The sequence below is a fragment of the Rhizobium sp. 01N447_2 genome (assembly GCF_056399245.1).
In genome coordinates, this window is record NZ_JBFTQY010000016.1 from 21,586 (window position 1) to 43,087 (window position 21,502).

Sequence of the window (21,502 nt, forward strand, 5' to 3'; positions counted from 1 at the left end):
TCAGCCCCGCCATCGCCAGGCCGGATTTGAAAGTCTTGCCACCATGAAATCGGAAAGGACCTCGACCTTCGCAGGTCGGCTCCGAGCAGAAGGGGTGACGAAATACAGTGCGCCGGCAGGCAGCGCCCAGCCGGAAAGGATTGGCTTCAGCCGGCCGTCGGTGAGATAGTCATAGGCGAGAAATTCCGGTAGTTCGATGATCCCGAGGCCGCGCAGCGCCATCGGTACCAAGGCTTGCGAATTGGTGGCCCTGAGGGCGCCACTTGGCACTATGACCTCCTCCTTGCCTTCATTGTTACGCAAGCGCCAGACGTCTTGGCGCGGCCTGTAGGCGTATCCGAGGCAATGGTGAGCAGCAAGCTCGCGAGGGTGTTCCGGCACGCCATGTCGATCGATGTAAGCGGATGCAGCGAGAATGAAGCGATCAACCGGCGTGAGCCTGCGCGCGACCAATGATGAATCCGGCAGTACCGCAATACGAAGCGCCGCATCAAAGCCGTCTCCCACGATATCGACGACGGCATCGCTCATATGCAGGTCGATGGAAATGTCCGGATAGAGCTCGAAAAAATCGGGCAAGATCGGGGCCAGCCAGCGTGTGCCGAAGTCCATTGGCGCGGCAAGCCTGATGAGGCCCCTCGGTCGGGTAGCAAGCTCGCGGGCTGTGTTTTCTGCCGCCTCGGCCTCAGCATAGATCCGTGCGGCGCTGTCGATCAGTCGCAGGCCAAAATCCGTCAAGGCGAGCTGCCGCGAAGTGCGGTTGAAAAGCCTTGCGCCCAGCCTCTGCTCAAGCCGGCTCACGGCACGCGAAACGGTCGGCACGGACACCCCAAGTGTTTGAGCAGCCCGCGCGAAAGAACGTTCTTCGGCGACTTTTGCAAACATCGCCAGGCCTTCGAAATCCGGAAATTTAGTCATGTCATTCCTGAAACGATAGCTTTCAATTCTTTCTATTTCGAAACGGTTCGGCCGTCCATATCTCAGCTCCAGTCGAACAAAGGAGACAACAATGACACAAAGACTGGATGCAAAGATTGCGGTCATCACCGGCGCCACCTCGGGCATTGGTCTTGCAACAGCGAAGCGCTTCGTGGCCGAGGGCGCGCGGGTTTTCATTACCGGCCGTCGCAAGGCTGTTCTCGATGCAGCCATCGCTGAGATCGGCGGTGGGGTTGTCGGCATTCAGGCTGATTCGGCCAATCTTGCCGACCTCGATCAACTCTATGAGCGGGTGAAGGCAGAGGCCGGGCGAATTGACGTGCTCTTCGTCAACGCGGGCGGAGGATCCATGCTGCCCCTCGGCGAAATTACCGAAGAGCAGTATGACGATACTTTCGATCGGAATGTGAAGGGGGTTCTCTTTACGGTGCAGAAGGCCCTGCCACTGCTTGCCCGAGGATCATCGATCATATTGACGGGATCGACAGCAGGCTCGACCGGCACGCCCGCCTTCAGTGTTTATGCCGCATCGAAAGCTGCTTTGCGCAGCTTTGCGCGCAACTGGATCCTTGACGTGAAGGATCGCGGCATTCGGATCAACACACTCAGTCCTGGTCCGACGGAGACGACTGGACTGGTCGAATTGGCGGGTAAGGACCCAACCCAACAGCAGGGCTTGCTTGATTATCTTGCGGCCCAGGTACCAATGGGCAGGGTCGGGCGTGCCGAGGAAGTTGCCGCCGCCGCGCTCTTCCTTGCCTCGGATGATTCCAGCTTCGTCACCGGTGCCGAACTCTTCGCCGATGGCGGCAGCGCGCAGGTCTGATGAAACCGGGCGGCCCGCCATATTCTGATGGCGGGCGGCCGACGCTGGTATCCTTTTCTCCTTTCGGCTACTGCTCGCAACGAATGCGAAAGCGGAAAGGAAACGGCCATATGACCGGCTATCAAATCTTCTGGCCACTCCTTGCCCACGTGGCCCTGGTCCATGGTCTTTACGCGCTTCTTGGGCTTCGGCGGGCAAAAATGATCCGTGCCGGCAGCATCGCGAAATCGGATTATCGCGAAAACCGCGGCGAGCCGGCCGAAAGCCTTGCGGTCAAGAACTGCCTCGCCAACCAGTTCGAACTGCCGGTGCTCTTCCATGTCTGCTGCATTCTTCTTTATATCACCGACGCCGACAATATCGTCACCGTCGGTCTTGCCTGGGCCTTCGTCGTCCTGCGTTATGCTCACGCCGCTGTCCACGTCACCAGCAACGAATTGCGATATCGCAGCCCGATCTTCGCTGCCGGTTACCTGGTGCTTGCCGCCATGTGGATCTGGCTTGCCGCATGGATGCTGATGAGCTGAGGCGGCAGGCGCTACCGCCCCATCATTTGCCCGCCACCTGCTACATAATTCCTTAAATCGGGATCGATCTAAAGACAGGATCTGCAGCAATTGAAATGCTGCAGGCCGACGACGGAACATGCCGACATCGGCGGCAAGATGGCCCCCGGACGTTGGGCCATTCCCAAGATCGCAGACAACGCGCAGCAGAATGGGGTCAAAGCGGCGCTGTCGGTGAAATTCTGACACGATATGCTTGACGGCGCCGTGTGTCTTTTTCAGGCGTACACAGGACGGTGTAACAGTTTGAATTGTACGGTAGCGCACCGTTTTCACACGCTTTTCCCGGCCGTTAAAATGCGAACGTTTCCATTTACGGCGGATGAAGACCTGCATGTCATATCGACCCGACGCGGTGGTTTGGCGCATGCCTTCCGCCGCGAACGATAAGAATGGGAACGACATGGGCGCGGAAAGCATGGATCGGATAGGCCTGCGCAGGAAGCCGAAGCAGGAGCGCAGCATCCAGAGGCTGGACCTTATTCTCGCCGCCGCCGCCAAGATCATCGCCGAAAAGGGCGTCAGCGCCATGCGGATGACGGAGCTCGCCGCCGCCGCCAAAGTGCCGATCGGTTCGGTTTACCAGTATTTCCCGGAGAAGGCGGCGATCGTCAAAGCCCTGTTCGACCAGCACGCCGCGGCGATCCAGGCGAAGATGGCGGCGATGTTTGCCGACGTACGGTCACTTGACCAGGCGTTGGACGTCGTCTGCGCCACCATCGACTGGTATTACGATTCCTACCACAACGATCCTGTCTATCTCGGCGTCTGGATGGGAACGGAGACCGATCAGGATCTGTTGCAGCTGAATATCGAGCATAGCGGTCGCGTCGCCGGCATTTTCCATGACGCCGTGCGCCAGTTGGCTCCCGACCTTTGCGACGAAGAAATGTATGCGCGGACTTACCTGTTCAGCCACCTGATCGGCGCTGTCATCCGACTTGCCGCCGTGAGCGAGGATGCCTTAGCGCAGCGTATGCTTAATGAGTGGAAGCGCGTCATCCGCGCCTCCCTTTTCACCACGACCCTGCCGCGCGCCGCCTGAGAGCGACTACCAGCTTGGGACCATATTGGCCGCCTTCAGCCGCGGATAAAGGCGCGCCTGGGCGGATTTGACGTCCGCCTCGAGGCTGTCGTCGACGACAGTGGGCGTGATATTGTCGAGGCAGGCGGTGATGTGCGCCGTGATCGCGTTCATCAGCGAGAGCGAAACGCCCGGCCGCTTCATGATGCCGATCTGCACCGGCGGCAGCGCCGGAAAGCCGTCCGCCTGGCTTAGCACCTTCATGCCCGTCCGCAGCGCCGATTCCGGCATCACCGAAACCGCCATGCCGGCAAGCACGGCAGCGGCAACGACGGTGCAGGACCAGCTGGTGAACAGGATCTGGTGCTCGCGTCCCACCGCATCGAGCGCCGAGCAGGCGAGCTGGCGCCACTGGCAGTCGCGCCGGCCGACGGCAAGCGGCACCGGCGCGTCGTCGCGGATCGGATGGTTGGCCGAGCCCACCCAGCAGAGCGGCTCGGTTCTCACCACATCGGACATGCGCTCGCGCGGATTGTGGGTGACGAGCGCGATGTCGAGCTCGCCCTTATGCATGCGTTCGGCAAGATCCACCGAGGGCTCGCAGACGATATAGAGCTCGACATTCGGATGCGTCTTGGCGAAGCGGCCGATGATTTCGGGCATGTAGCGGTCGGCATAATCATCAGGCGTGCCGATCCGCAACGTCCCCTCCAGCCTGTTGTCGTCGAAGGCGGCGATCGCCTCATTGTTGAGGCGGATGATGCGCCGGGCATAGTTGAGCAGCTTTTCGCCCTCGACCGTCAGCCGGTTGCCGCGGCCGTCCTTGATGAACAGCTGCTTGCCGATGCGCTCCTCGAGACGGCGCATCTGCATGGAGACGGCCGATTGGGTCTTGTAGACCCTGTCGGCGGCCTTGGTGAAGCTGCCGGAATCGACGATGGCGATGAAAGTCTGCAATTGGTCGAGATCAAGAGGCGCGGACATGTTGTCACCCATAAAGATAGCTGATGATAATCATTAGAAACATTCGTTGGACTGATCAATAGGTCTTTGGCATCTTCGGGATGCAAATCAAGCAAAGTGAAGGACAGACACCCTGCCTGTCCGAGCCAATTCAGCCTTGCTCCTTCCCGTGCGACCTCGCGGGAGGGGTGGGTTGTTGCGCGCCTAAAAGAAAATCGAAAGAAAGGAGAGTCCCATGCGGATGACAGACAGAACAATAGAACTCGACTGCGGCAAGCTCACCCCGACGTTTCCCCAGCGTCTGGCAGCAGGCCTCGCACCGTTGACCTCCCTCTTTCGCGGGTTCCGCAATCGAATGGATATCAACACGCTGCACGATCTGAGCGACGCTCAACTGAGGGACCATCTCCGGGTTTTTTTATGCCCTAGCGCATCGGCCCGAAAATCGGACTCGATTTTCGGAAAGCACGATGCGAGGATTGAAAGAGTTAGAGCGTCCTTTGTGCGTCCGAAAGGACGCACGGCGCTCTAATGCGCCGCATTCGGGGTTATTCGCTCGTCTTGGACGAGGGCTTCGGCCGATAGGTTTCGAAGATCGCTTCCAGGTTCCTCTGGTAGTTCTTCTGCACTTCCAGTCCGCTGTCGAACATGGTGTTCAGCATCTCGGTATAGCTGTCGGCATTGACCTTCGCCTCTTCCTTCGGCGCCTCCGGCGTCTTGGTCTTAGTCTGGGCCGACGGCTGTTGGCCAAGCCCGCCCATCATCTCCTGGAAGGCTTTGGCGAAGGGATTGTCGAGGAAGGGGTTCGGCTGCGATGTCGCTTCCGGCTTCGGCACCGAAAACATCAGCTGCATCGCCTGCGTGAAGGGATTGTCGAAGATGCTGGGTTCCGGAGCTGTCTTCGGCTTCGGCGCAAAGCCGGTGCTTTCCAGCCATTTCTGGATGGTCTCGTTCATCGCGGTGTTGACGAAGGGGTTGACCGGCGAGGCCATCTGGCCGGTCGTTTGCTTGAAGAGCCCGCCCATCAGCGTATCGGCCAGCACCGGCAGCATCCGTTTGTAGATATCCTGGCCGATGCCGGTCATCTGTGCGGCCTGGGCGGCGACCGCGCGCGAAACCTCCTTCGAGCCGAAGAGTTGGGCAAGGATGTTGTTGCCGTCGGAAATACCCTCCGGCGTAAAGGCCCGGCTCATATCTTCGAAATATCGGGCGTAGTTTCCGGAGGAGACCGCCTGCATCAGCCCGACGAAATCATAGGGATTGCTGGTGCTGCGTTTCAGCCCGGCGGAAAAGGCCGGCATCAGCGCCGCCATCGCCTTCGTCGCCTGTTCCTGCGCGAGGTTGAACTGCCGGGCGATCGCCTCCATCGCGGCGCCGTTCTGCGCCTGCATCATCATGTCGAAGAGTGGCAGCATGGAAGTCCCTTTCCCCGGGTCGTGACGCGTTGTAACGCCACTATAACCGGAAATGGCAATGCGCAAACGGCTTTTTGCCATAAGAACTTAGGGAGGAGTTTCGCTAAAGCATGTCTCGCAAAAGTGAGCAGCGGTTTTGCGATAAAGACATGCGGAAAAGCAAAGATCTAGAGCGCGGCAAACGAATCTGAAAGATCGCGACACGCTTCGCGTGGAGCACCACCTGGCCGGCCTTCACTTCCGCTGCTCGGAGACAGTCGAAAAAATGGGGGCTGTCAGAGCAATTCCATGAAAAGCTGAACCGCTCTAGCTCAGGCTCAGTACTGATAGTCCTCGAAGACCGGTTCCACGGAGCCGTGCCAGCGGCCGTGATAGAGCGACAGCAGATCCTCGGCGAGCGTCGCCTTCTTGGCGAGCACCTCGTCGAGCGGCGCCAGGAAGATGCTCTCGTCCTGGCCTTCCCGGTTGAGCTTGCCACGCGCCTTGAGACCGGCCCTTGATATGCCGACCACCTCGCGCGCCATGTCGAAGAGCGGATGTCCGCGAAATTGCGCCTTCAGCCCTTCGGCGGGAACGGCATTGCGCAGGGCGCTGATCTCGGCAAAGGTCCAATCCTTCGTCAACTCGTCGGCAGCATCGAGTGCCGCATCATCGTAGAGCAGGCCGACCCAGAAGGCCGGCAGCGCACAGATGCGGCGCCACGGGCCGCCATCGGCGCCGCGCATTTCGAGAAAACGCTTCAGCCGCACGTCGGGGAAGAGTGTCGAAAGATGGTTCGTCCAGTCACCCATCGTCGGCGCCGGATCGGCGACCTCGCCCTTCAATGCGCCGTTCATGAACTGGCGGAAGGTGACATGGGTACAGTCGTGATAGCGGCCGTCGCGGACGATGAAATACATCGGCGCATCGAGCGCCCATTCGGCATAGTCGCGGAAGCCGAAGTCGTCGCGGAAGGTGAAGTCGAGCAGGCCGGCCCGCCGGTTGTCGACGTCGCGCCAGATATCGCCGCGCCAGGAGAGCAGCCCGTTCGGCTTGCCCTCGGTGAAGGGCGAGGATGCGAAGAGGGCGGTCGCCAGCGACTGCAGCTTCATCGAGACGCGCATTTTCTTGCGCATGTCGGCTTCCGAGGAGAAGTCGAGGTTCACCTGGATCGTGCAGGTGCGGTACATCATGTCGAGACCCTGGGTACCGACCTTCGGCATATAGCGGGTCATGATCTCGTAGCGTGATTTCGGCATTTGCGGCGTTTCCGCATAGGTCCATTTCGGACTGCCACCGATACCGAGGAAGCGGATGCCCATCGGCTCGGCGATTTCGCGCAGCGTCGCCAGATGCTGGTTCGATTCCTTGCAGGTCTCGTGGATCGTCTCCAGCGGTGCGCCGGAGAGTTCGAACTGGCCGCCGGGCTCGATCGAGATCGCGCCCATGCCGTTCTGCTCGGCAAGGCCGATGATGTTGCCGCTGTCGGTGATCGGTTCCCAGCCGCTTTTTTTCTGCAGGCCGGTTAAAAGGGCCGAAATGCTGGCATCGCCGAAATAGGGAACCGGGCTGTTGTCGGCGCGGAAGAAGGCGAATTTCTCGTGTTCGGTGCCGATCCGGAAGCGCTCCCGCGGCTTGTTGCCGGCGGCGATATAATCGGTCAGATCCTGGACCGAAGAGAGCGGTGTCTGGTCGGTAGTGTCGCGGGCCATGCGGGATACCTGTATTCAAAAAGGCGCCCAGGGGGCCGGGCAATTGGAAGGCTGATTAGGACCCAAGCTACCCATGTTGCAAGTGAAATTCTTTCAACGACGCATCAAAAAAATAACAGCGATTTCCATGTCAACCCGTTTTCGACCTTAGTTCCAGTCACCGATCGCCGCCTGGACCACCGCCAGGGCCGCAACGGCTGCCGTATCGGCCCGCAGGATGCGTGGTCCGAGCGGAATGGCGGTGACGAAATCGAGGCTTCGAAGCCGCGCCCGCTCTTCTTCCGAAAAGCCGCCTTCCGGCCCGACGAGCAGGGCGAGATGTCTTTCCCTGATCGCTGACAGCACCGGCAGCGGGTTCTGCCCGGCATCGCCCTCGTCGCAATAGATGATGCGGCGCTCGGTTGGCCAGCGGTCGAGCAGGTCGAGAAGCCTCACCGGTTCGGCCACATCGGGGATGCCGAGAATGCCGCATTGCTCTGCCGCTTCGATGACATTGGCGCGCAGCTTGTCGAGATTGGTGATCTTGCCCTGGACGTGCTGGGTCATGACCGGCTGCAGCAGGCCGGCCCCCATTTCGACCGCCTTCTGCACGAGATAGTCCATGCGGCCGACCTTGAGCGGCGCAAAGAGATAATGCAGGTCGCAAGGCTGCGGCTGTGGCCGCGTTTCTTCGGTTGCCGTCAAAAGGATGCGTTTGCGCGTGGGGAAGGTAAGGGTCGCCTTCCACTCGCCGTCGCGGCCGTTGAAGAGCAGGATCTCTGCACCTTCCTCCATCCTCAGCACATTGCCGAGATAGTTGAACTGATCGGCATTCGCCTCCACGACGGCACCGCGCGTAAGCGGCGCGTCGACGAAAAGCCGTTGCATGCGGAAATTGGCGCGCATTCAAAAACTCGAAGTCTTGAAGCATGTCTCGCAAAACTGTGCAGCGGTTTTGCGATCATGACATGCCAGAAAATAAAGACCTAAAGCGCGGCACGCGGATCTGAAAGATCGCGACGCGCTTTAGACGAAGAGCGCGAACATAACCCAATAAATCATTGCCGCAAGCGCTGCCGAAACCGGCACGGTGACGATCCATGCGGCGACGATCGTCATGAAATGCGAACGGCGCACGAGATAGCGCCGCCGTGTCTCGTGGATATTCGGCTCTTCCGGCTCGTCGATATCAAAGCTCTCGGCCTTGCGCCTTATATAGGCGATGCGGCGCTTCGAATGGCGCGTATACCATTCGCGGAAGAATCCGACGCCGAAGACCGAACCGACGGCGATATGCGTGGTGCTGACCGGCAGGCCGAGCCAGGAGGCGACGATGACGGTGAAGGCGGTCGACAGCGCGACGCAATAGGCCCGCATCGGATTGAGCTTGGTAATTTCCTCGCCGACCAGGCGGATCAGGCGCGGGCCGAAGAGCAGGAGGCCGACGGAGATGCCGAAGGCGCCGATCAGCATCACCCAGAGCGGCGGATGCCCGATGCCGCCGCCGCCACCGATGCCGACCGAATGGACGATCGCCGACAGCGGCCCGACCGCGTTCGAAACGTCGTTTGCGCCATGCGCGAAGGACAGCAGCGCCGCAGAGCCGATCAGCGGCAGCCGGAACAGCGTCCGCAGCGAGCTGTTGCGGTTTTCGAGAGCCCGCGCTTGGGCGACAACGAGCGGCCGGGCGGCAAGCCAGCTCACCAGCCCGATGCCGATCCCGATGAGGAGGACGGTCAGCGGCGGGAACCTGCCCGGGGGCGAGAGCTGCAGCACCATATAGGCCATGAAGCCGCCGGCCATCACCGCGACCAGCACCGGCACCCAGCGCTGTGCGGCCGCGACCTTGTCCTCGCGGTAGATGATCAGGGTCTTGACGAGATAAAGCAGCCCGGCGGCGATCAGCCCGCCGATCAGCGGCGAGGTGATCCAGCTCGAGGTGATCTCCAGCATCACCCGCCAGTTCACCGGCTCCGGTCCGACGGCTGAGACGCCGGCGCCGATCACCGCGCCGACGATCGCATGGGTGGTGGAAACCGGCGCGTTCATCCAGGTTGCGAGGTTGATCCAGAGAGCTGCGGCCATCAGCGCCGCCATCATGATCCAGCCGAGCAGCGCCGGTGGTACCTGGACGGCGTCGACGATGTTTGCGGAAATCGTCTTGACGACGTCGCCGCCACCGACCGTGGCGCCAAGAACTTCGAAAATCGCAGCGATGACCAGTGCCTGGCCCATCGTCATGGCGCGCGCACCGACGGCGGCACCGACATTGTTGGTCACGTCATTGGCGCCGATGTTCAGCGCCATATAGCCGGCAAGGGCTGCCGCCGCGACGACGAGCACTGCTCCCGGCCGGTCGAACACATAGACACCGGCAAAGAGCATGGCCAGACCGAGGAAGATCAGCCCGAGTCCAGGCGTCACCAGCCGCCGCAAAACATGCTTCGCCACGTCCTCGGCATGGGTGATCTTGTCGAGGTCCTTGTCGAGCGTACGTTTTGTGAGGACTGCGGGACGTGGCGGCATTCTTGTTCCTGAGGATGAATCTGCTTCTACGCTGCTTTCCTAGCAGTGCAAGATGGCAGGATTCATTCCGCCGGAATTTGTTTCACTTCTGGAATTTGCTTCGCCGCCTTGGCCGCAAGCCTGTCGCCCATCCTTTGCTTGAAGGCGAGGAAAAGGTGGCGGAGCTCCGGTTCACGCACGCGCCCGGCCGCTTCGTCGAATGAAACCCATTCGATCCGGCGCTCGCCTTTTTCCTTGAAGTTCTTCGCCATGTCGGTGGCTTCGAGCGCATAGACCTGCACTTTGCAGATCACTTGCACCCCGTCGCGCAGCACCTTCGAATAGGTGTAGGCGCCAAGCGTTTCCGTTTCGACGACGCCGCGGACGCCGGCTTCCTCGAAGGCTTCCTGCATCGCGACCTCATGGGCGCATTTGCGCGTCATCGGCCAGCCCTTGGGAATGACCCAGCGGCCGGTGTCGCGGCTCGTCATCAACAGCACCTCGACCTCACCGCTCTTCTTCTTCACCCGATAGCAGAGCGCACCATATTGCTGTCGCGGCGGACGCCGGAACATCAGCTGCACATCGGAAGCCAGTCGGGCAAAAAGAGTCAATGGTCGGGTCACCTTCGCAGTCGTCGTTAGGAATCACTCATATACGTATATCACGGAAAGCTTACGCAATTCAAAAGGCGCAGTATGACTCGAAACGCGATCTGATCGCCGTTCATAGGGGAAATCGAGGTGGGACAGGTTCGGAAAATCCGTCACACCCTGTCTCGAATGCGTCATATTGCACAGCTGTACAATATGGCGTGATCTTGCCTTTCGTTCAATGGCGAGATCTAGTGATCCACTATGATTTTGTGAATGTCGTCCCCATGCGTCTTCCACCGCTCAATGCCGTCCGCGCCTTCGAGGCCGTCTGCCGTCACGGCAGCATTCTGAAGGCTGCCGAAGAGCTGAAGGTGGTGCGCGGCGCCGTACGCCAGCAGATCGCAACGCTGGAGAATCACTTCGGCCGCAAGCTCTTCACGCGTGACGGCCGCAGGCTGGTCCCGACCCCGCAGGCCAGCGCTTTCGCCCAGGCTTCGAGCGCGGCTTTCGACATTCTGCTGCGCGCCGCTTCGGAACTCGAAGGCGTCGTGCCGGGCCGCATCCGCCTTGGCGTGCCCTCCGCCTTCGCGGTCTGGTGGCTGATGCCGCGCGTGGCAGGCATGCAGGCGAGCCTCGGCGATACCGTCGACATCGTGCCGATGACCATGGTCGAGCCACTGCAGATGCACCCCGAATTGGACGCTGTGATCATGGGCGGCGAATATCGGCCGGCCGCAGGCATCGCCGCGCTGCGATTCATGGCGGACGAGTTCGGCCCGGTCGCCACCCCGGCGCTTGCCGCGACACTGTCCAAGGACCCAGCGGCGATGGGCGCGCTGACGATGCTCGCCAGCCGCAGCGTTCCGAGGCTCTGGGACGAATGGTTTGCCGAAAGCGGCACGCCGCCGGTCGTCTTTTCCCGCGCCCAGGAATTCGAGGATCTGCTGCTGGCGCTGGGTGCCGCCCGCTCCGGGCTTGGCATCGCACTTGCCCCGCGCGCGTCGATCGAGGACGATCTTCAGCGCGGGCATCTGGTCGCGCCCTACGGTTTCATCTCCCGGCCGTCCGGTTACAGCCTCTGTTGCCGGACGCCGGATGCGAAACGGCCAGCCTTTTCGGCCTTGTCCGGTTGGCTGCTTCGTTGCGGGACACCGGCCTGAAAGGGCAGATTTTCTGCCCCCTCGCCAGAATTACTTCCATACTCGCAGCCCTGTTGCTCCGCTAAAAACGGCACCAACACTCACGTAGGAAAGAGATGATGGAAAAGACCGCAATGCGCATCGAGTGGATCGGCAATAGCTGCCGGCTGCTCAAGGCAACGGCCGCCGAATTCGAGCGGACGCGTCCCTTCGAAGGTCTGTCGATCGGCACCGGCATTCATCTCGAGCCGAAGACGGTGGCGTTGCTGATGACGCTTCGCGCCGGCGGCGCGCGTCTCGTCTGCACCGGCAATCTCAACAGCACCCAGCCTTCGACGGTCGAATTCCTGCGTTCCCAAGGCATCACGGTCTTCGCGACGCAGACGACCGATCCCGCCGCGCATCACCAGAGCCTCGAAGCGGTCATCGCGGAAAAGCCGGATCTGCTGCTCGATAATGGCGGCGATCTCTTCGCCATTGCGGCGGAAAAGCCCTACGCCAATCTCCGCGGCGGCACCGAGGAAACCACCTCTGGCCGCACCCGCCTGCTGCCGCTGCGCGAGCGGCTGAACATGCCGATCCTCGTCATCAACGACAGCCCGATCAAGCAGTTCGCCGAAAACAGGCATGCCGTCGGCCAGAGCCTGTTTGAAAGCTACCTGCGCTTCAGCAACCGCTCCACCAACGGCAAGCGCGTGACGGTCTTCGGCTACGGCGCCTGCGGCAAGGGCACGGCTGCCTGTTTCCGCAATGCCTTTTCCACCGTCAGCGTCGTCGATATCGATCCGGTGACGACGCTCGAAGCTCATCTCGATGGTTTCGTCACGCCGCTGCGCGACGCAGCGATCCGCTCGGCCGATATCATCGTCACCGTCACGGGTTTTGCCGGTATCGTGACGGCGGCCGACCTGCCGCTCGTCAAGGACGGCGCGATCCTGATGAATGGTGGCCATTTCCCGCATGAGATCGATGTCGAAGCCTTCCGCCGCCACCCCGATGTCATCGGCATCGACCGCTATGAGGCCGATCATATCGAGACCTTCCATCTGAGCGACGGCCGTTTCTTTCATGTGCTGGGCGGCGGCCACATGGCCAATCTCGCCGGACCGCGGCCACTCGGCAATACGGTCGAATCGATGGATCTCGGCTTCACCCTCCAGGCCCGTTGCCTGGAGCGCATCGCCAGGGGTGAGGCCGATCCCCAATCCTGCATCGTGCCTGTGCCCCGTGATATCGATGCGATGGTGGCGAACGCCTATCTCGATCTGGCGCGCTGATTCCGCCGATGGATTAAGAGCCGACGGATTAAGATCAGTCGATCTCGACGACGAGCTTTCCGTCCGCCTGCCGGTCTTCGATCAGCCGATGCGCCTCATCTGTATCGGCAAAGGTGAAGCTGCGCGGGTCGAGCTTCGGCATCACCTTGCCGGCTTCGACGAGCTTCGTCATCTCCCGCATAATCTCACCGTGATGGGCGCGTCCTTCGCCGGTCAGAAGCGGCAGCAGCGTGAAGACGCCGGAATAGGTGGCGGCCTTGAAGGAGAGCGGCGCCAGCGCGTGGCTTCCCCAGCCAAGGCAGCTGACGACGTGGCCGAACTGGCTGACGGCTCGGAATGCCGTATCGAGCCCCTGGCCGCCGACGGTATCGTAGACCAGTTCGAAACCCTTGCCGCCGGTGTGTCTTGCGACATAGGTTTCCACCGTTTCCGCGTCACGATCGATCGGCGTTGCGCCAAGGCCGGCGAGATAGTCTGCTTTCGACGCGCCGTCGACCACATAGACCTCGGCTCCGGCAGCCTTGGCGATCTGCGCGACGATATGGCCGACACCGCCGCCGCCAATCACCAGAACCTTCTGGCCGGCCTTGACCCCGGCGCGGTCGACCAGCCCCTCCCAGGCGGTGATCGAGATCAGCGGCAGGGCGGCTGCCTCGCGCATCGACAGATTCTGCGGCTTTGGCGCCAGCAGCGCGGCATCAACAGCTGCAAATTCGGCAAGCGATCCCTGAATGCCGCCGACCCCGCCGGTCATGCCGTAGACCGCGTCGCCGCGGCGAAAACCGCTGACGCCAGTTCCGACCTCTTCGACAACACCGGCCATATCGATACCGACAATGGCGGGAAGCGGATGGCGGGCATGGGCCGCATTGCCGGCCCGGATCTTGAGGTCGAGCGGATTGACGCCGCTTGCCTTGATGCGCACCAGGACCTGGCCTTCGCCGGGCACCGGTTTTGAAATATCGGCGATGCGCAATGGTGAATTCGGTGCTTCAGCCAACAGCGCTTTCATCGTTGATTGTACAGACATGGAACTCTCCTTCGTTCGCGGTGCGGCGTCGGTAGGAACACCGCAATTGGCGTGGAAGAAAGATGCTTCATTGAAACTCGAATGAAAATGAAAGATAACGACTGAAGTCCATGCATTTTTGTTTGGCGGATGCTAGAGCCTTTCCGGGTTAGATTGAAGCATTCTGTTGGCTCAAACGGAGTCGGATGGTCGACCGACCGGCGCGCGTCGTAGCCCAGTTCTACGGCCAAGCCGGCCGGTCGATCAGCCGGCCCGTTTCAGCCAACCCGAAGGGCCGGGCATCTTTCCGCCAGGATCAGAGGCGATCGGCTCGGACGTACCAAAAGGTATGCCCTTCGCCGATCGCCTCTGCCCCGACGAAATCTGCTCCGGCAGAATGCTTCAATCTAACCCGGAAAGGCTCTAGCGATGGAATGGAGTGACCTCAGGCTGTTTCTGGCGATCGCGCGGTTCGGCACGCTGGGGGCAGCAGCCCGCAACCGCGGGCTGACGCAGCCGACGATGGGCAGACGGCTGCGTGCCCTTGAAGCCTCTCTCGGCCAGACGCTTTTTCAGCGCACGACCGATGGCTTCGTCCTGACCGACGAAGGCGCAGCCGTGTTCGCCGGCGCCGAACGCATCGAGGAGGAGGCGCTCGCCATGGAGCGGAGCCTTGCCGGCGGCAGCCGTCAGCTCGATGGTTTACTCAGGCTGTCCTCATCCGACTGGTTCGGCGCGCACGTGCTTTCGCCTGTGTTGGCGGAATTCTCGCAAGTTCATCCGAAGGTGGTGGTCGAATTGCTGACTGACAGCCGGCTTCTCAGTCTGTCGCGACGCGAAGCCGACCTCGTCTTTCGCATCCAGCCTTTTACGGAAGCGGAGATCGTATCGCGCAAGCTTATCCATATCGAATACGGCCTTTACATCAGTCGCGGCGCACCGCACCCCGAAGCCGGCGACGGCGCGGGCGCCCGCCTTGTCACCATGGACGAGGCTTTCGGCGAGATGCCGGATGTCGGCTGGCTGTGGCGCCTGTTGCCGCAGGCCGACATCGTCACGCGCAGCAACAGCCGCGACGTGCAGGCTGCGCTCTGCGCCAACGGAGCCGGGCTCGCCGTCCTGCCGCGGCCGCTCGGCGATTCTCTTGCGGCCATCGAACTGGTCGATCTCGGTGAACCGCCACCCGGCCGCGACACCTGGGTCGGCTATCACCGCGACATGAAGCGGTTAGCGCGGCTGCGCGCCCTGCTGGACCTTGTCATCGAGAGGCTGGCGCGCTGAATCGGTGATGCCGTCAGCGCTCCCAATAGGGGACGGGACCATAAAGCTCTGCCAGATAGTCGATGAACAGCCGCACCTTGGCCGGCAGGAACTGCCGGCTGGGATAAACGGCCGACAGCGCGACATTGTGCGAGCTCTCATAGGCCGGCAGCACCTGCACCAGCCGGCCGGCCTTGAGCTCTTCACCGATATCCCAGGTGGAGCGCAGCGCGATCCCGAGCCCGGCGATGACCGCCTCGCGGATCACCTCGCTGGAATTGGTGACGAGCAAGCCTTCCGGCCTGAGACTCAGCGCCCCGTCCGGCCCGTTCAGCCGCCAGGTGTCGTTATTGTGGGCCGGCAGGCAGCGATGGCGTTTCAGCTCGTCGATGTGCTTCGGCTCGCCATGCGACGCAAGGTAATCCGGCGAGGCGCAGAGCAGCCGGCGCACCGGCGCCAGCCTTCGGGCAACGAGGCTCGAATCGGTGAGTTCGGCAATGCGGATCGCCAGATCGAAGCCGCCGCCGACGATGTCGCTGAATTCGTCGGTCAGCACCAGGTTGATCGCAAGCTCCGGATGCGCCTCCATGAAATCCTTCAGATGCGGCGCGATATGCATGCGCCCGAAGGAGGTCGGGGCCGAGATCTTCAGCGTGCCGTGCATCTGCGCCGAGCGGCCGGAAATATAGAATTCTGCCTCTTCGAGCCCGGCGAGAATGCCGAGAACGCGGTCGTAGAAGCCCTGTCCGGCCTCCGTCAGCGAGATCTGCCGTGTCGTGCGTTGCAGAAGCCGGGTGCCGAGCCGGTCCTCCAGCCGCTTGATCCGTTTGGAGACGACGGCCGGCGAAAAGCCGAGCGCCCGCCCGGCGAGCGACATGCTTCCGGTCGAAACGACCTTGGCAAAGATTTCGAGATCACCCAGATTGGTCATACGGTTTTGTGACTTTTTCCCCTTTTGGCATAAGTGCTTAGCATTTGCGCCACTTTCGGGAAAGTGCTAAGCCGGTTTATCGGCGGCAGGGAGGTCGCGGCCGGTTTCGTTGTCATCTTCCCGCTGTCATTCCCCGTCGTCAGGGCCAGGGAGAACGCCATGTCCGACGCCATTTCGTTTCTCGAGCCGCGCGCCGAAGTGCTGGCGCGCCGAGCCCAGATCGTCGCCGATCTGACCGATCTTCTGCCGTCGGAATGCCTGGTGCATGAGGCGCGCGAGCTGGTGCCGTTCGAAACCGACGCCTTCGTGTCCTACCGCCGCCTGCCGCTCGCCGTCGCCCTGCCGCGCACCACGGCCGAGGTTTCGGCGGTCATGCGTTATTGCAATCGCTACGGCATTCCCGTCGTGCCGCGCGGCGCCGGCACCTCGCTCTCCGGCGGAGCCATTCCGCAGGAGGATGCCGTCGTGCTCGGCCTGTCGAAGATGAACAGCATTCTCGAAATCGATCTGCCGAACCGGGTCGCCGTGGTCCAGGCCGGCGTCACCAATCTCAATATTTCCGAATCCGTCTCCGCGGACGGCTTTTTCTATGCGCCTGACCCGAGCTCGCAGCTTGCCTGCACCATCGGCGGCAATATCGGCATGAATTCCGGCGGCGCCCACTGCCTGAAATACGGCGTCACCACCAATAATCTGCTCGGCGTCAGGATGGTGCTGGTTGACGGCACGGTGATCGAGCTTGGCGGTAAGGCGCTGGATGCGGCAGGCTACGACCTGCTCGGCCTCGTCTGCGGTCATGAAGGCCAGCTCGGCATCGTCACCGAGGCAACGGTGCGGCTGATCGCCAAGCCGGAAGGCGCGCGCCCGGTGCTCTTTGGCTTCGAGAGCTCGGAGGAGGCTGGCGCCTGCGTTGCCGATGTCATCGCCGCCGGCATCATCCCGGTTGCGATCGAATTCATGGACAAGCCGGCGATCGAGATCTGCGAGGCCTTCGCCCATGCCGGATACCCCCTCGATGTCGGTGCGCTTTTGATCGTCGAGGTCGAGGGGTCGGAAGCGGAAATGGACGCCGCGCTGAAGGACATCGTCGAGATCGCCCGCCGGCACGCTGTCAAGACCGTGCGCGAATGCCAGTCGGCGACCGAGGCGGCACTGATCTGGAAGGGCCGCAAATCCGCCTTCGGCGCCACCGGCCGCATCGCCGATTATATCTGCATGGATGGCACCGTGCCGCTCAGCCAGCTCTCCCACGTGCTGAAGCGGACCGCCGAGATCGTCGATCATTACGGCCTGCGTGTCGCCAACGTCTTCCATGCCGGTGATGGCAACATGCATCCGCTGATCCTCTTCAACGCCAACGATCCCGAAGATGCCGCCCGTGCCGAGGCGGCCGGCAACGATATCCTGAGGCTCTGCGTCGATGCCGGCGGCTGCCTGACCGGCGAACATGGCGTCGGCATCGAGAAGCGCGACCTGATGCGCCACCAATATTCCGAAGCCGATCTCGCCCAGCAGATGGCAGCGCGCGCCGCCTTCGATCCCGGCTGGATCCTCAACCCGTCGAAGGTCTTTCCGCTCGAGGGACGTCCCGCCGCATGATCGATCTGATGCCGACGAGCGAGGAAGAGGCCGCCGGGATCGTCCGTGCCCATGCGGAGGCAGGCCGGTCGCTTGATATCCGCGGCGGCGATACGCGCTCGGGCTTCGGCAATGCGGTTTCCGCCGAAGACCGGCTGCGCTCGACCGGGCTTTCCGGCATCGTCGCCTATAATCCCGGCGAAATGGTCATGACGGTCCGATCCGGCACGCCGCTTGCCGAGGTTGAGACGGCACTTTCGGAGAGCGGCCAGATGCTCGCCTTCGAGCCGATGGATCATCGCCCTGTGATGGGCACATCGGGCGAGCCGACCATCGGTGGTGTCTTCGCTGCCAATGTCTCCGGTCCGCGCCGGCTGATCGCGGGCGCTGCCCGCGACAGCCTGCTCGGTGCGCGCTTCGTCAACGGCAAGGGCGAGATCATCAAGGCCGGCGGCCGGGTGATGAAGAATGTCACCGGCCTCGATCTCGTCAAGCTGATCGCCGGCTCGCACGGCACGCTGGGTATTCTCACCGAAGTCACCTTCCGTGTGCCGCCGCGCCCGAAGACGGAGCGGACGGTGGTGCTATCAGGCCTCAACGACGCCGAGGCGGCGAACGCCATGGCGGCGGCGATGGCCCTGCCGGTCGAAGTCTCGGGTGCGGCGCATCTGCCGCTGACGGTGACCTGGAAATTCCTCGCCGGCAAATTGCCCGAGGGCGAGGCGACGGTTCTGCGCATCGAAGGCCTGCCGGGCTCGGTCGACGTGCGCATCGAAAAGCTTGCGGCGGCCATGTCGGCCTTCGCCACGGTCACGCGGCTGGAACAGCCGGAAAGCTCCAGGCTCTGGCAGGAAATCCGCGAGGTCCTGCCCTATGCCGACGGCACCACGCGGCCGGTCTGGCGCGTCTCGGTCGCCCCTGGCACCGGCCATCAGCTGGTTGCAGCCCTCCGCCTTGGGGCCGGCGTCGACGCCTTCTACGACTGGCAGGGCGGCCTCGTCTGGATGCGCATGGAGGCAGGCCCCGAAGCCGAGCAGGTCCGTCGCTACATCAAGGCGCTCGGCGGCGGCCACGCGACGTTGATCCGTGCCTCCGATGAGGCGAGGGCGGTCACCGCTGCCTTCCACCCCGAGCCCGAGGCGGTGGCGATGCTGTCGCGCCGGGTGAAGGAGAAATTCGATCCGGCCGGCATATTTAATCCCGGGAAGATGGGATGAGGGATAAGATGGGGCTGACGATACCTGGCATCCTCCCAAAGCGGAGATCTCGCTAGATGCAAACCAATTTCACCCTGACCCAGCTCCTCGACCCCGATGTCGCTGAATCCGAGCAGATCCTGCGCAAGTGCGTTCACTGCGGTTTCTGCACCGCCACCTGTCCGACCTATGTGACGCTCGGCAACGAGCTCGACAGCCCGCGCGGCCGCATCTACCTGATCAAGGACATGCTGGAAAACGGCCGCCCCGCCGACGCTGAGGTCGTCACCCATATCGACCGCTGTCTCTCCTGCCTTGCCTGCGTGACCACCTGTCCCTCCGGCGTCGATTACATGCATCTGGTCGATCACGCCCGCGCCCATATCGAAAAGACCTACAAACGCCCGTTCATGAACCGGCTGACGCGCGCCATTCTTGCCGGCGTGCTGCCCTATCCCGGCCGCTTCCGCCTGGCGCTCAATCTCGCCCGCCTCGGCCGGCCCTTCGCCGGTCTGATGCGGGGTGGCGCGCTGAAACCCTTCGCCGCCATGCTGGCGCTTGCGCCGCGCCGCATCCCCGCTGCTTCGCCCTTCGCAAAACCCGGCAGCTACCTGCCCGAGACGGAACGGCGCGGCCGGGTGGCGATCCTTTCCGGCTGCGCCCAGCCGGTGCTCGATCCCGGCATCAACGCGGCGGCGATCCGGCTGTTGACGCGGCTCGGCGTCGAGGTCGTGCTGCCGGAAGGGGAGGTCTGCTGCGGCTCGCTGGTCCATCACATGGGCCGCGCCGAACAGGCGCTCGAAAGCGCCCGCGCCAATGTCGATATCTGGACGCGCGAGATCGACGGGCAGGGCCTCGATGCGATCATCATCACCGCTTCGGGCTGCGGCACGACGATCAAGGATTACGGCCACATGCTGCGCCTCGATCCCGCCTATGCCGCAAAGGCGGCGAGGGTCTCGGCACTGGCCAAGGACGTCACCGAATATCTTGCAACCCTCGATTTGCCGGCGCACGTGCCGAAGGGCATCACGGTCGCCTATCATTCCGCCTGTTCCATGCAGCACGGCCAGCGGATCACCCTGGCACCGAAGCAATTGCTGAAAGCGGCGGGCTTTGCGGTGCGCGATCCGGCCGAAGGCCATCTTTGCTGCGGCTCTGCCGGCACCTATAACATCATGCAGCCGGAGATCTCGGCTGCGCTGAAGGCGCGCAAGGTCAAGAACATCGAGGCCACCAAGGCGGATGTCATTGCCACCGGCAATATCGGCTGCATCACCCAGATCGCTACCGGCACTGGCATTCCGATCCTGCACACGGTCGAACTGCTCGATTGGGCCTACGGCGGCGCTGTGCCGGAAAAATTAACAGGTTTGCCGTTAGGTTGAAGCTTACGAAGGCCCATCGGGCCGGTCTCGGGAGTTTAGACGATGTGGAGGGGAATGATTGTGCTTGCGGGACTGCTCGGTGCGGCAGGCACCGCCCATGCAAATAGCCGCTATTTCTGTTCCGCCGATGACAAGGAAGCACGCTTCACGCTCGAAAGCGGTTTCGAAAGCGATGCCGGCCACAAGCTCAACCATTTCCGCGGCGCGCTGATCGTCAAGGATGAGGCCCAATCGACAGTATTCGGAAAGCGTGTTTTCGAATCGCAGCACCTGACCAATCACTGGTCGCGCGACGGCGAACTGCTTATGGAGGTCTTTGACGGCGGCAGTGACGATACCGACGGAGCAACGCTGGATCTGGTGGTCGTCGCGGGTGAGCGCGGCAAGCCGTCGGCAAATTTCAGCGGCACATATTCCCTGACGATAGCAGGCGGCGAAAAGCCCTATGCCGTCGAGGGCAAGGTCAGCTGCGGCACCAAATAGCGCCGCAGCCGAAATTTATTCTTACCAGTGGAATGAAACGCCGACGTTGACGGCATTCGTGAAGATGTTGGTCTTCAGGTCCACGCCGCTATCGATCGGAACGTCGATGCGCGAATAGGTGCCCTTGTATTCGACGAAGGTCGACCAGCGCTCGGTCACCTTGAAGTCGACGCCGGCCTGGGCCTGCAGCGTCACGCCGCCGAATTCATAGGCCCAGGTCTTGCCCTCTGGGCGAATCACTTCGACATGCGGAATGTTCACGCCGATACCGGCGCCGAGATAGGGCGTCCAGCGGCGGGTCGGATCCTGGAAGCGATAGAGACCGTTCACCGTGATCAGGTTCAGGCCGTCGGTGAATTCGAAATGCGACCAGCCGGTCTTGGCCAGCGTATCGTCGTCGGCATAGACCTTGTCATGGGTATAATCGAGCGAGATACCCCAGTTCGGCTTGTTGAAGTTCTCGAGCCACCAGGTGACGCGGCCGCCGTAATAAGGCGGGCTGCCGAAGGACTTGCCTTCCCAGCCGGCGGTGAAATGCGTGCCGTCGGAAAGATCGACGCCGCTGTGCGGCGCGGTCTGGTAGCCGCCGTAGACGGAGAATTGCAGATCTTCCGCCGAGGCGGAGGCTGCCGAACAGATAGTGAAAAACGCGATGCCCGCAAGCAGTGAAGCGGAGGAACGCAGCGCATATGTCATTGAATAGCCCCGATATTGCAAATGTGTCGACTCTTAGGCAG

General features: G+C 62.1%; 19 protein-coding genes and 2 pseudogenes. 11 read left to right on the forward strand and 10 right to left on the reverse strand.

Annotated elements, in window-relative coordinates; translation table 11 throughout:
- Complete coding sequence (locus AC1ECN_RS13055; RefSeq protein WP_477953158.1) at positions 1-918, reverse strand: LysR family transcriptional regulator; 918 nt, start codon at positions 916-918, stop codon at positions 1-3.
- 91 nt (positions 919-1,009) lie between these two features.
- Between AC1ECN_RS13055 and AC1ECN_RS13060 the strand changes: the two genes are divergently transcribed.
- The 3 genes from AC1ECN_RS13060 (at position 1,010) to AC1ECN_RS13070 (ending at position 3,376) form a co-directional block, all read left to right on the forward strand.
- Positions 1,010-1,765: an SDR family oxidoreductase gene (locus AC1ECN_RS13060; protein WP_130660960.1), complete on the forward strand. Its 756-nt coding sequence runs from the start codon at positions 1,010-1,012 to the stop codon at positions 1,763-1,765.
- Between the two features lie 110 nt (positions 1,766-1,875).
- Positions 1,876-2,292, forward strand: a complete 417-nt coding sequence (locus AC1ECN_RS13065; RefSeq protein WP_130660961.1) for an MAPEG family protein — start codon at positions 1,876-1,878, stop codon at positions 2,290-2,292.
- A gap of 442 nt (positions 2,293-2,734) precedes the next feature.
- A complete protein-coding gene (locus tag AC1ECN_RS13070) occupies positions 2,735-3,376 on the forward strand; it encodes a TetR/AcrR family transcriptional regulator (protein WP_130662736.1) in 642 nt (213 codons plus the stop codon).
- Between the two features lie 6 nt (positions 3,377-3,382).
- Here the strand turns inward: AC1ECN_RS13070 and AC1ECN_RS13075 are convergent, their stop codons facing one another.
- Positions 3,383-4,339, reverse strand: a complete 957-nt coding sequence (locus AC1ECN_RS13075; protein WP_032986695.1) for a LysR substrate-binding domain-containing protein — start codon at positions 4,337-4,339, stop codon at positions 3,383-3,385.
- A gap of 214 nt (positions 4,340-4,553) precedes the next feature.
- Here AC1ECN_RS13075 and AC1ECN_RS13080 point away from each other — a divergent pair.
- Positions 4,554-4,721 (forward strand): annotated as a pseudogene (locus tag AC1ECN_RS13080) (DUF1127 domain-containing protein); the annotation flags it as partial.
- Positions 4,722-4,866: 145 nt separating this feature from the next.
- Here the strand turns inward: AC1ECN_RS13080 and AC1ECN_RS13085 are convergent.
- From AC1ECN_RS13085 to AC1ECN_RS13105, 5 genes are all read right to left on the reverse strand, one after another.
- The gene (locus tag AC1ECN_RS13085; protein ID WP_130660962.1) at positions 4,867-5,733 is read right to left on the reverse strand and encodes a DUF937 domain-containing protein; all 867 of its coding nucleotides are present in this window, start codon (positions 5,731-5,733) and stop codon (positions 4,867-4,869) included.
- 317 nt (positions 5,734-6,050) lie between these two features.
- Positions 6,051-7,424 (reverse strand): glutamate--cysteine ligase, encoded by a 1,374-nt coding sequence (locus AC1ECN_RS13090; RefSeq protein WP_130654706.1) that lies wholly within the window; start codon positions 7,422-7,424, stop codon positions 6,051-6,053.
- Between the two features lie 147 nt (positions 7,425-7,571).
- The gene (locus AC1ECN_RS13095; RefSeq protein ID WP_130660963.1) at positions 7,572-8,309 is read right to left on the reverse strand and encodes a 16S rRNA (uracil(1498)-N(3))-methyltransferase; all 738 of its coding nucleotides are present in this window, start codon (positions 8,307-8,309) and stop codon (positions 7,572-7,574) included.
- Between the two features lie 120 nt (positions 8,310-8,429).
- Positions 8,430-9,929, reverse strand: coding sequence for an inorganic phosphate transporter (locus AC1ECN_RS13100; RefSeq protein WP_130654708.1), 1,500 nt, complete (start codon positions 9,927-9,929; stop codon positions 8,430-8,432).
- A 62-nt stretch (positions 9,930-9,991) separates the two neighbouring features.
- Positions 9,992-10,522, reverse strand: coding sequence for an NUDIX hydrolase (locus AC1ECN_RS13105; RefSeq protein ID WP_018497468.1), 531 nt, complete (start codon positions 10,520-10,522; stop codon positions 9,992-9,994).
- A gap of 233 nt (positions 10,523-10,755) precedes the next feature.
- Between AC1ECN_RS13105 and AC1ECN_RS13110 the strand changes: the two genes are divergently transcribed.
- Both AC1ECN_RS13110 and AC1ECN_RS13115 read left to right on the forward strand, forming a co-directional pair.
- Complete coding sequence (locus tag AC1ECN_RS13110) at positions 10,756-11,664, forward strand: LysR substrate-binding domain-containing protein (RefSeq protein WP_130660964.1); 909 nt, start codon at positions 10,756-10,758, stop codon at positions 11,662-11,664.
- 92 nt (positions 11,665-11,756) lie between these two features.
- Positions 11,757-12,920 (forward strand): annotated as a pseudogene (locus AC1ECN_RS13115) (adenosylhomocysteinase); the annotation flags it as partial.
- Between the two features lie 34 nt (positions 12,921-12,954).
- Here AC1ECN_RS13115 and AC1ECN_RS13120 read toward each other — a convergent pair.
- Complete coding sequence (locus tag AC1ECN_RS13120; protein WP_130660965.1) at positions 12,955-13,950, reverse strand: zinc-dependent alcohol dehydrogenase family protein; 996 nt, start codon at positions 13,948-13,950, stop codon at positions 12,955-12,957.
- A 408-nt stretch (positions 13,951-14,358) separates the two neighbouring features.
- Here AC1ECN_RS13120 and AC1ECN_RS13125 point away from each other — a divergent pair, with 408 nt between their 5' ends.
- The gene (locus AC1ECN_RS13125; RefSeq protein ID WP_130725816.1) at positions 14,359-15,210 is read left to right on the forward strand and encodes a LysR family transcriptional regulator; all 852 of its coding nucleotides are present in this window, start codon (positions 14,359-14,361) and stop codon (positions 15,208-15,210) included.
- A 13-nt stretch (positions 15,211-15,223) separates the two neighbouring features.
- Here the strand turns inward: AC1ECN_RS13125 and AC1ECN_RS13130 are convergent, their stop codons facing one another.
- On the reverse strand, positions 15,224-16,120 hold the full coding sequence (locus AC1ECN_RS13130; protein ID WP_012756185.1) for a LysR family transcriptional regulator: 897 nt from the start codon (positions 16,118-16,120) through the stop codon (positions 15,224-15,226).
- A 159-nt stretch (positions 16,121-16,279) separates the two neighbouring features.
- Here AC1ECN_RS13130 and AC1ECN_RS13135 point away from each other — a divergent pair, with 159 nt between their 5' ends.
- From AC1ECN_RS13135 to AC1ECN_RS13150, 4 genes are read left to right on the forward strand one after another with little or no spacing between them, the layout of a single operon-like run.
- Positions 16,280-17,719, forward strand: coding sequence for an FAD-linked oxidase C-terminal domain-containing protein (locus tag AC1ECN_RS13135; RefSeq protein ID WP_130672014.1), 1,440 nt, complete (start codon positions 16,280-16,282; stop codon positions 17,717-17,719).
- Entirely contained in the window at positions 17,716-18,915 is a 1,200-nt protein-coding gene (glcE, locus tag AC1ECN_RS13140) for a glycolate oxidase subunit GlcE (RefSeq protein WP_130672015.1), read from the forward strand. The genes AC1ECN_RS13135 and glcE overlap by 4 nt, the downstream gene beginning before the upstream one ends.
- A gap of 56 nt (positions 18,916-18,971) precedes the next feature.
- A complete protein-coding gene (gene glcF, locus AC1ECN_RS13145) occupies positions 18,972-20,282 on the forward strand; it encodes a glycolate oxidase subunit GlcF (protein WP_075224361.1) in 1,311 nt (436 codons plus the stop codon).
- Positions 20,283-20,324: 42 nt separating this feature from the next.
- Positions 20,325-20,765: a hypothetical protein gene (locus AC1ECN_RS13150; RefSeq protein ID WP_075224362.1), complete on the forward strand. Its 441-nt coding sequence runs from the start codon at positions 20,325-20,327 to the stop codon at positions 20,763-20,765.
- A gap of 21 nt (positions 20,766-20,786) precedes the next feature.
- On the opposite strand, the gene AC1ECN_RS13155 is transcribed toward AC1ECN_RS13150, so the two are convergent.
- Positions 20,787-21,461, reverse strand: a complete 675-nt coding sequence (locus AC1ECN_RS13155; protein ID WP_018070175.1) for an outer membrane protein — start codon at positions 21,459-21,461, stop codon at positions 20,787-20,789.
- Between the last annotated feature and the right edge of the window lie 41 nt (positions 21,462-21,502).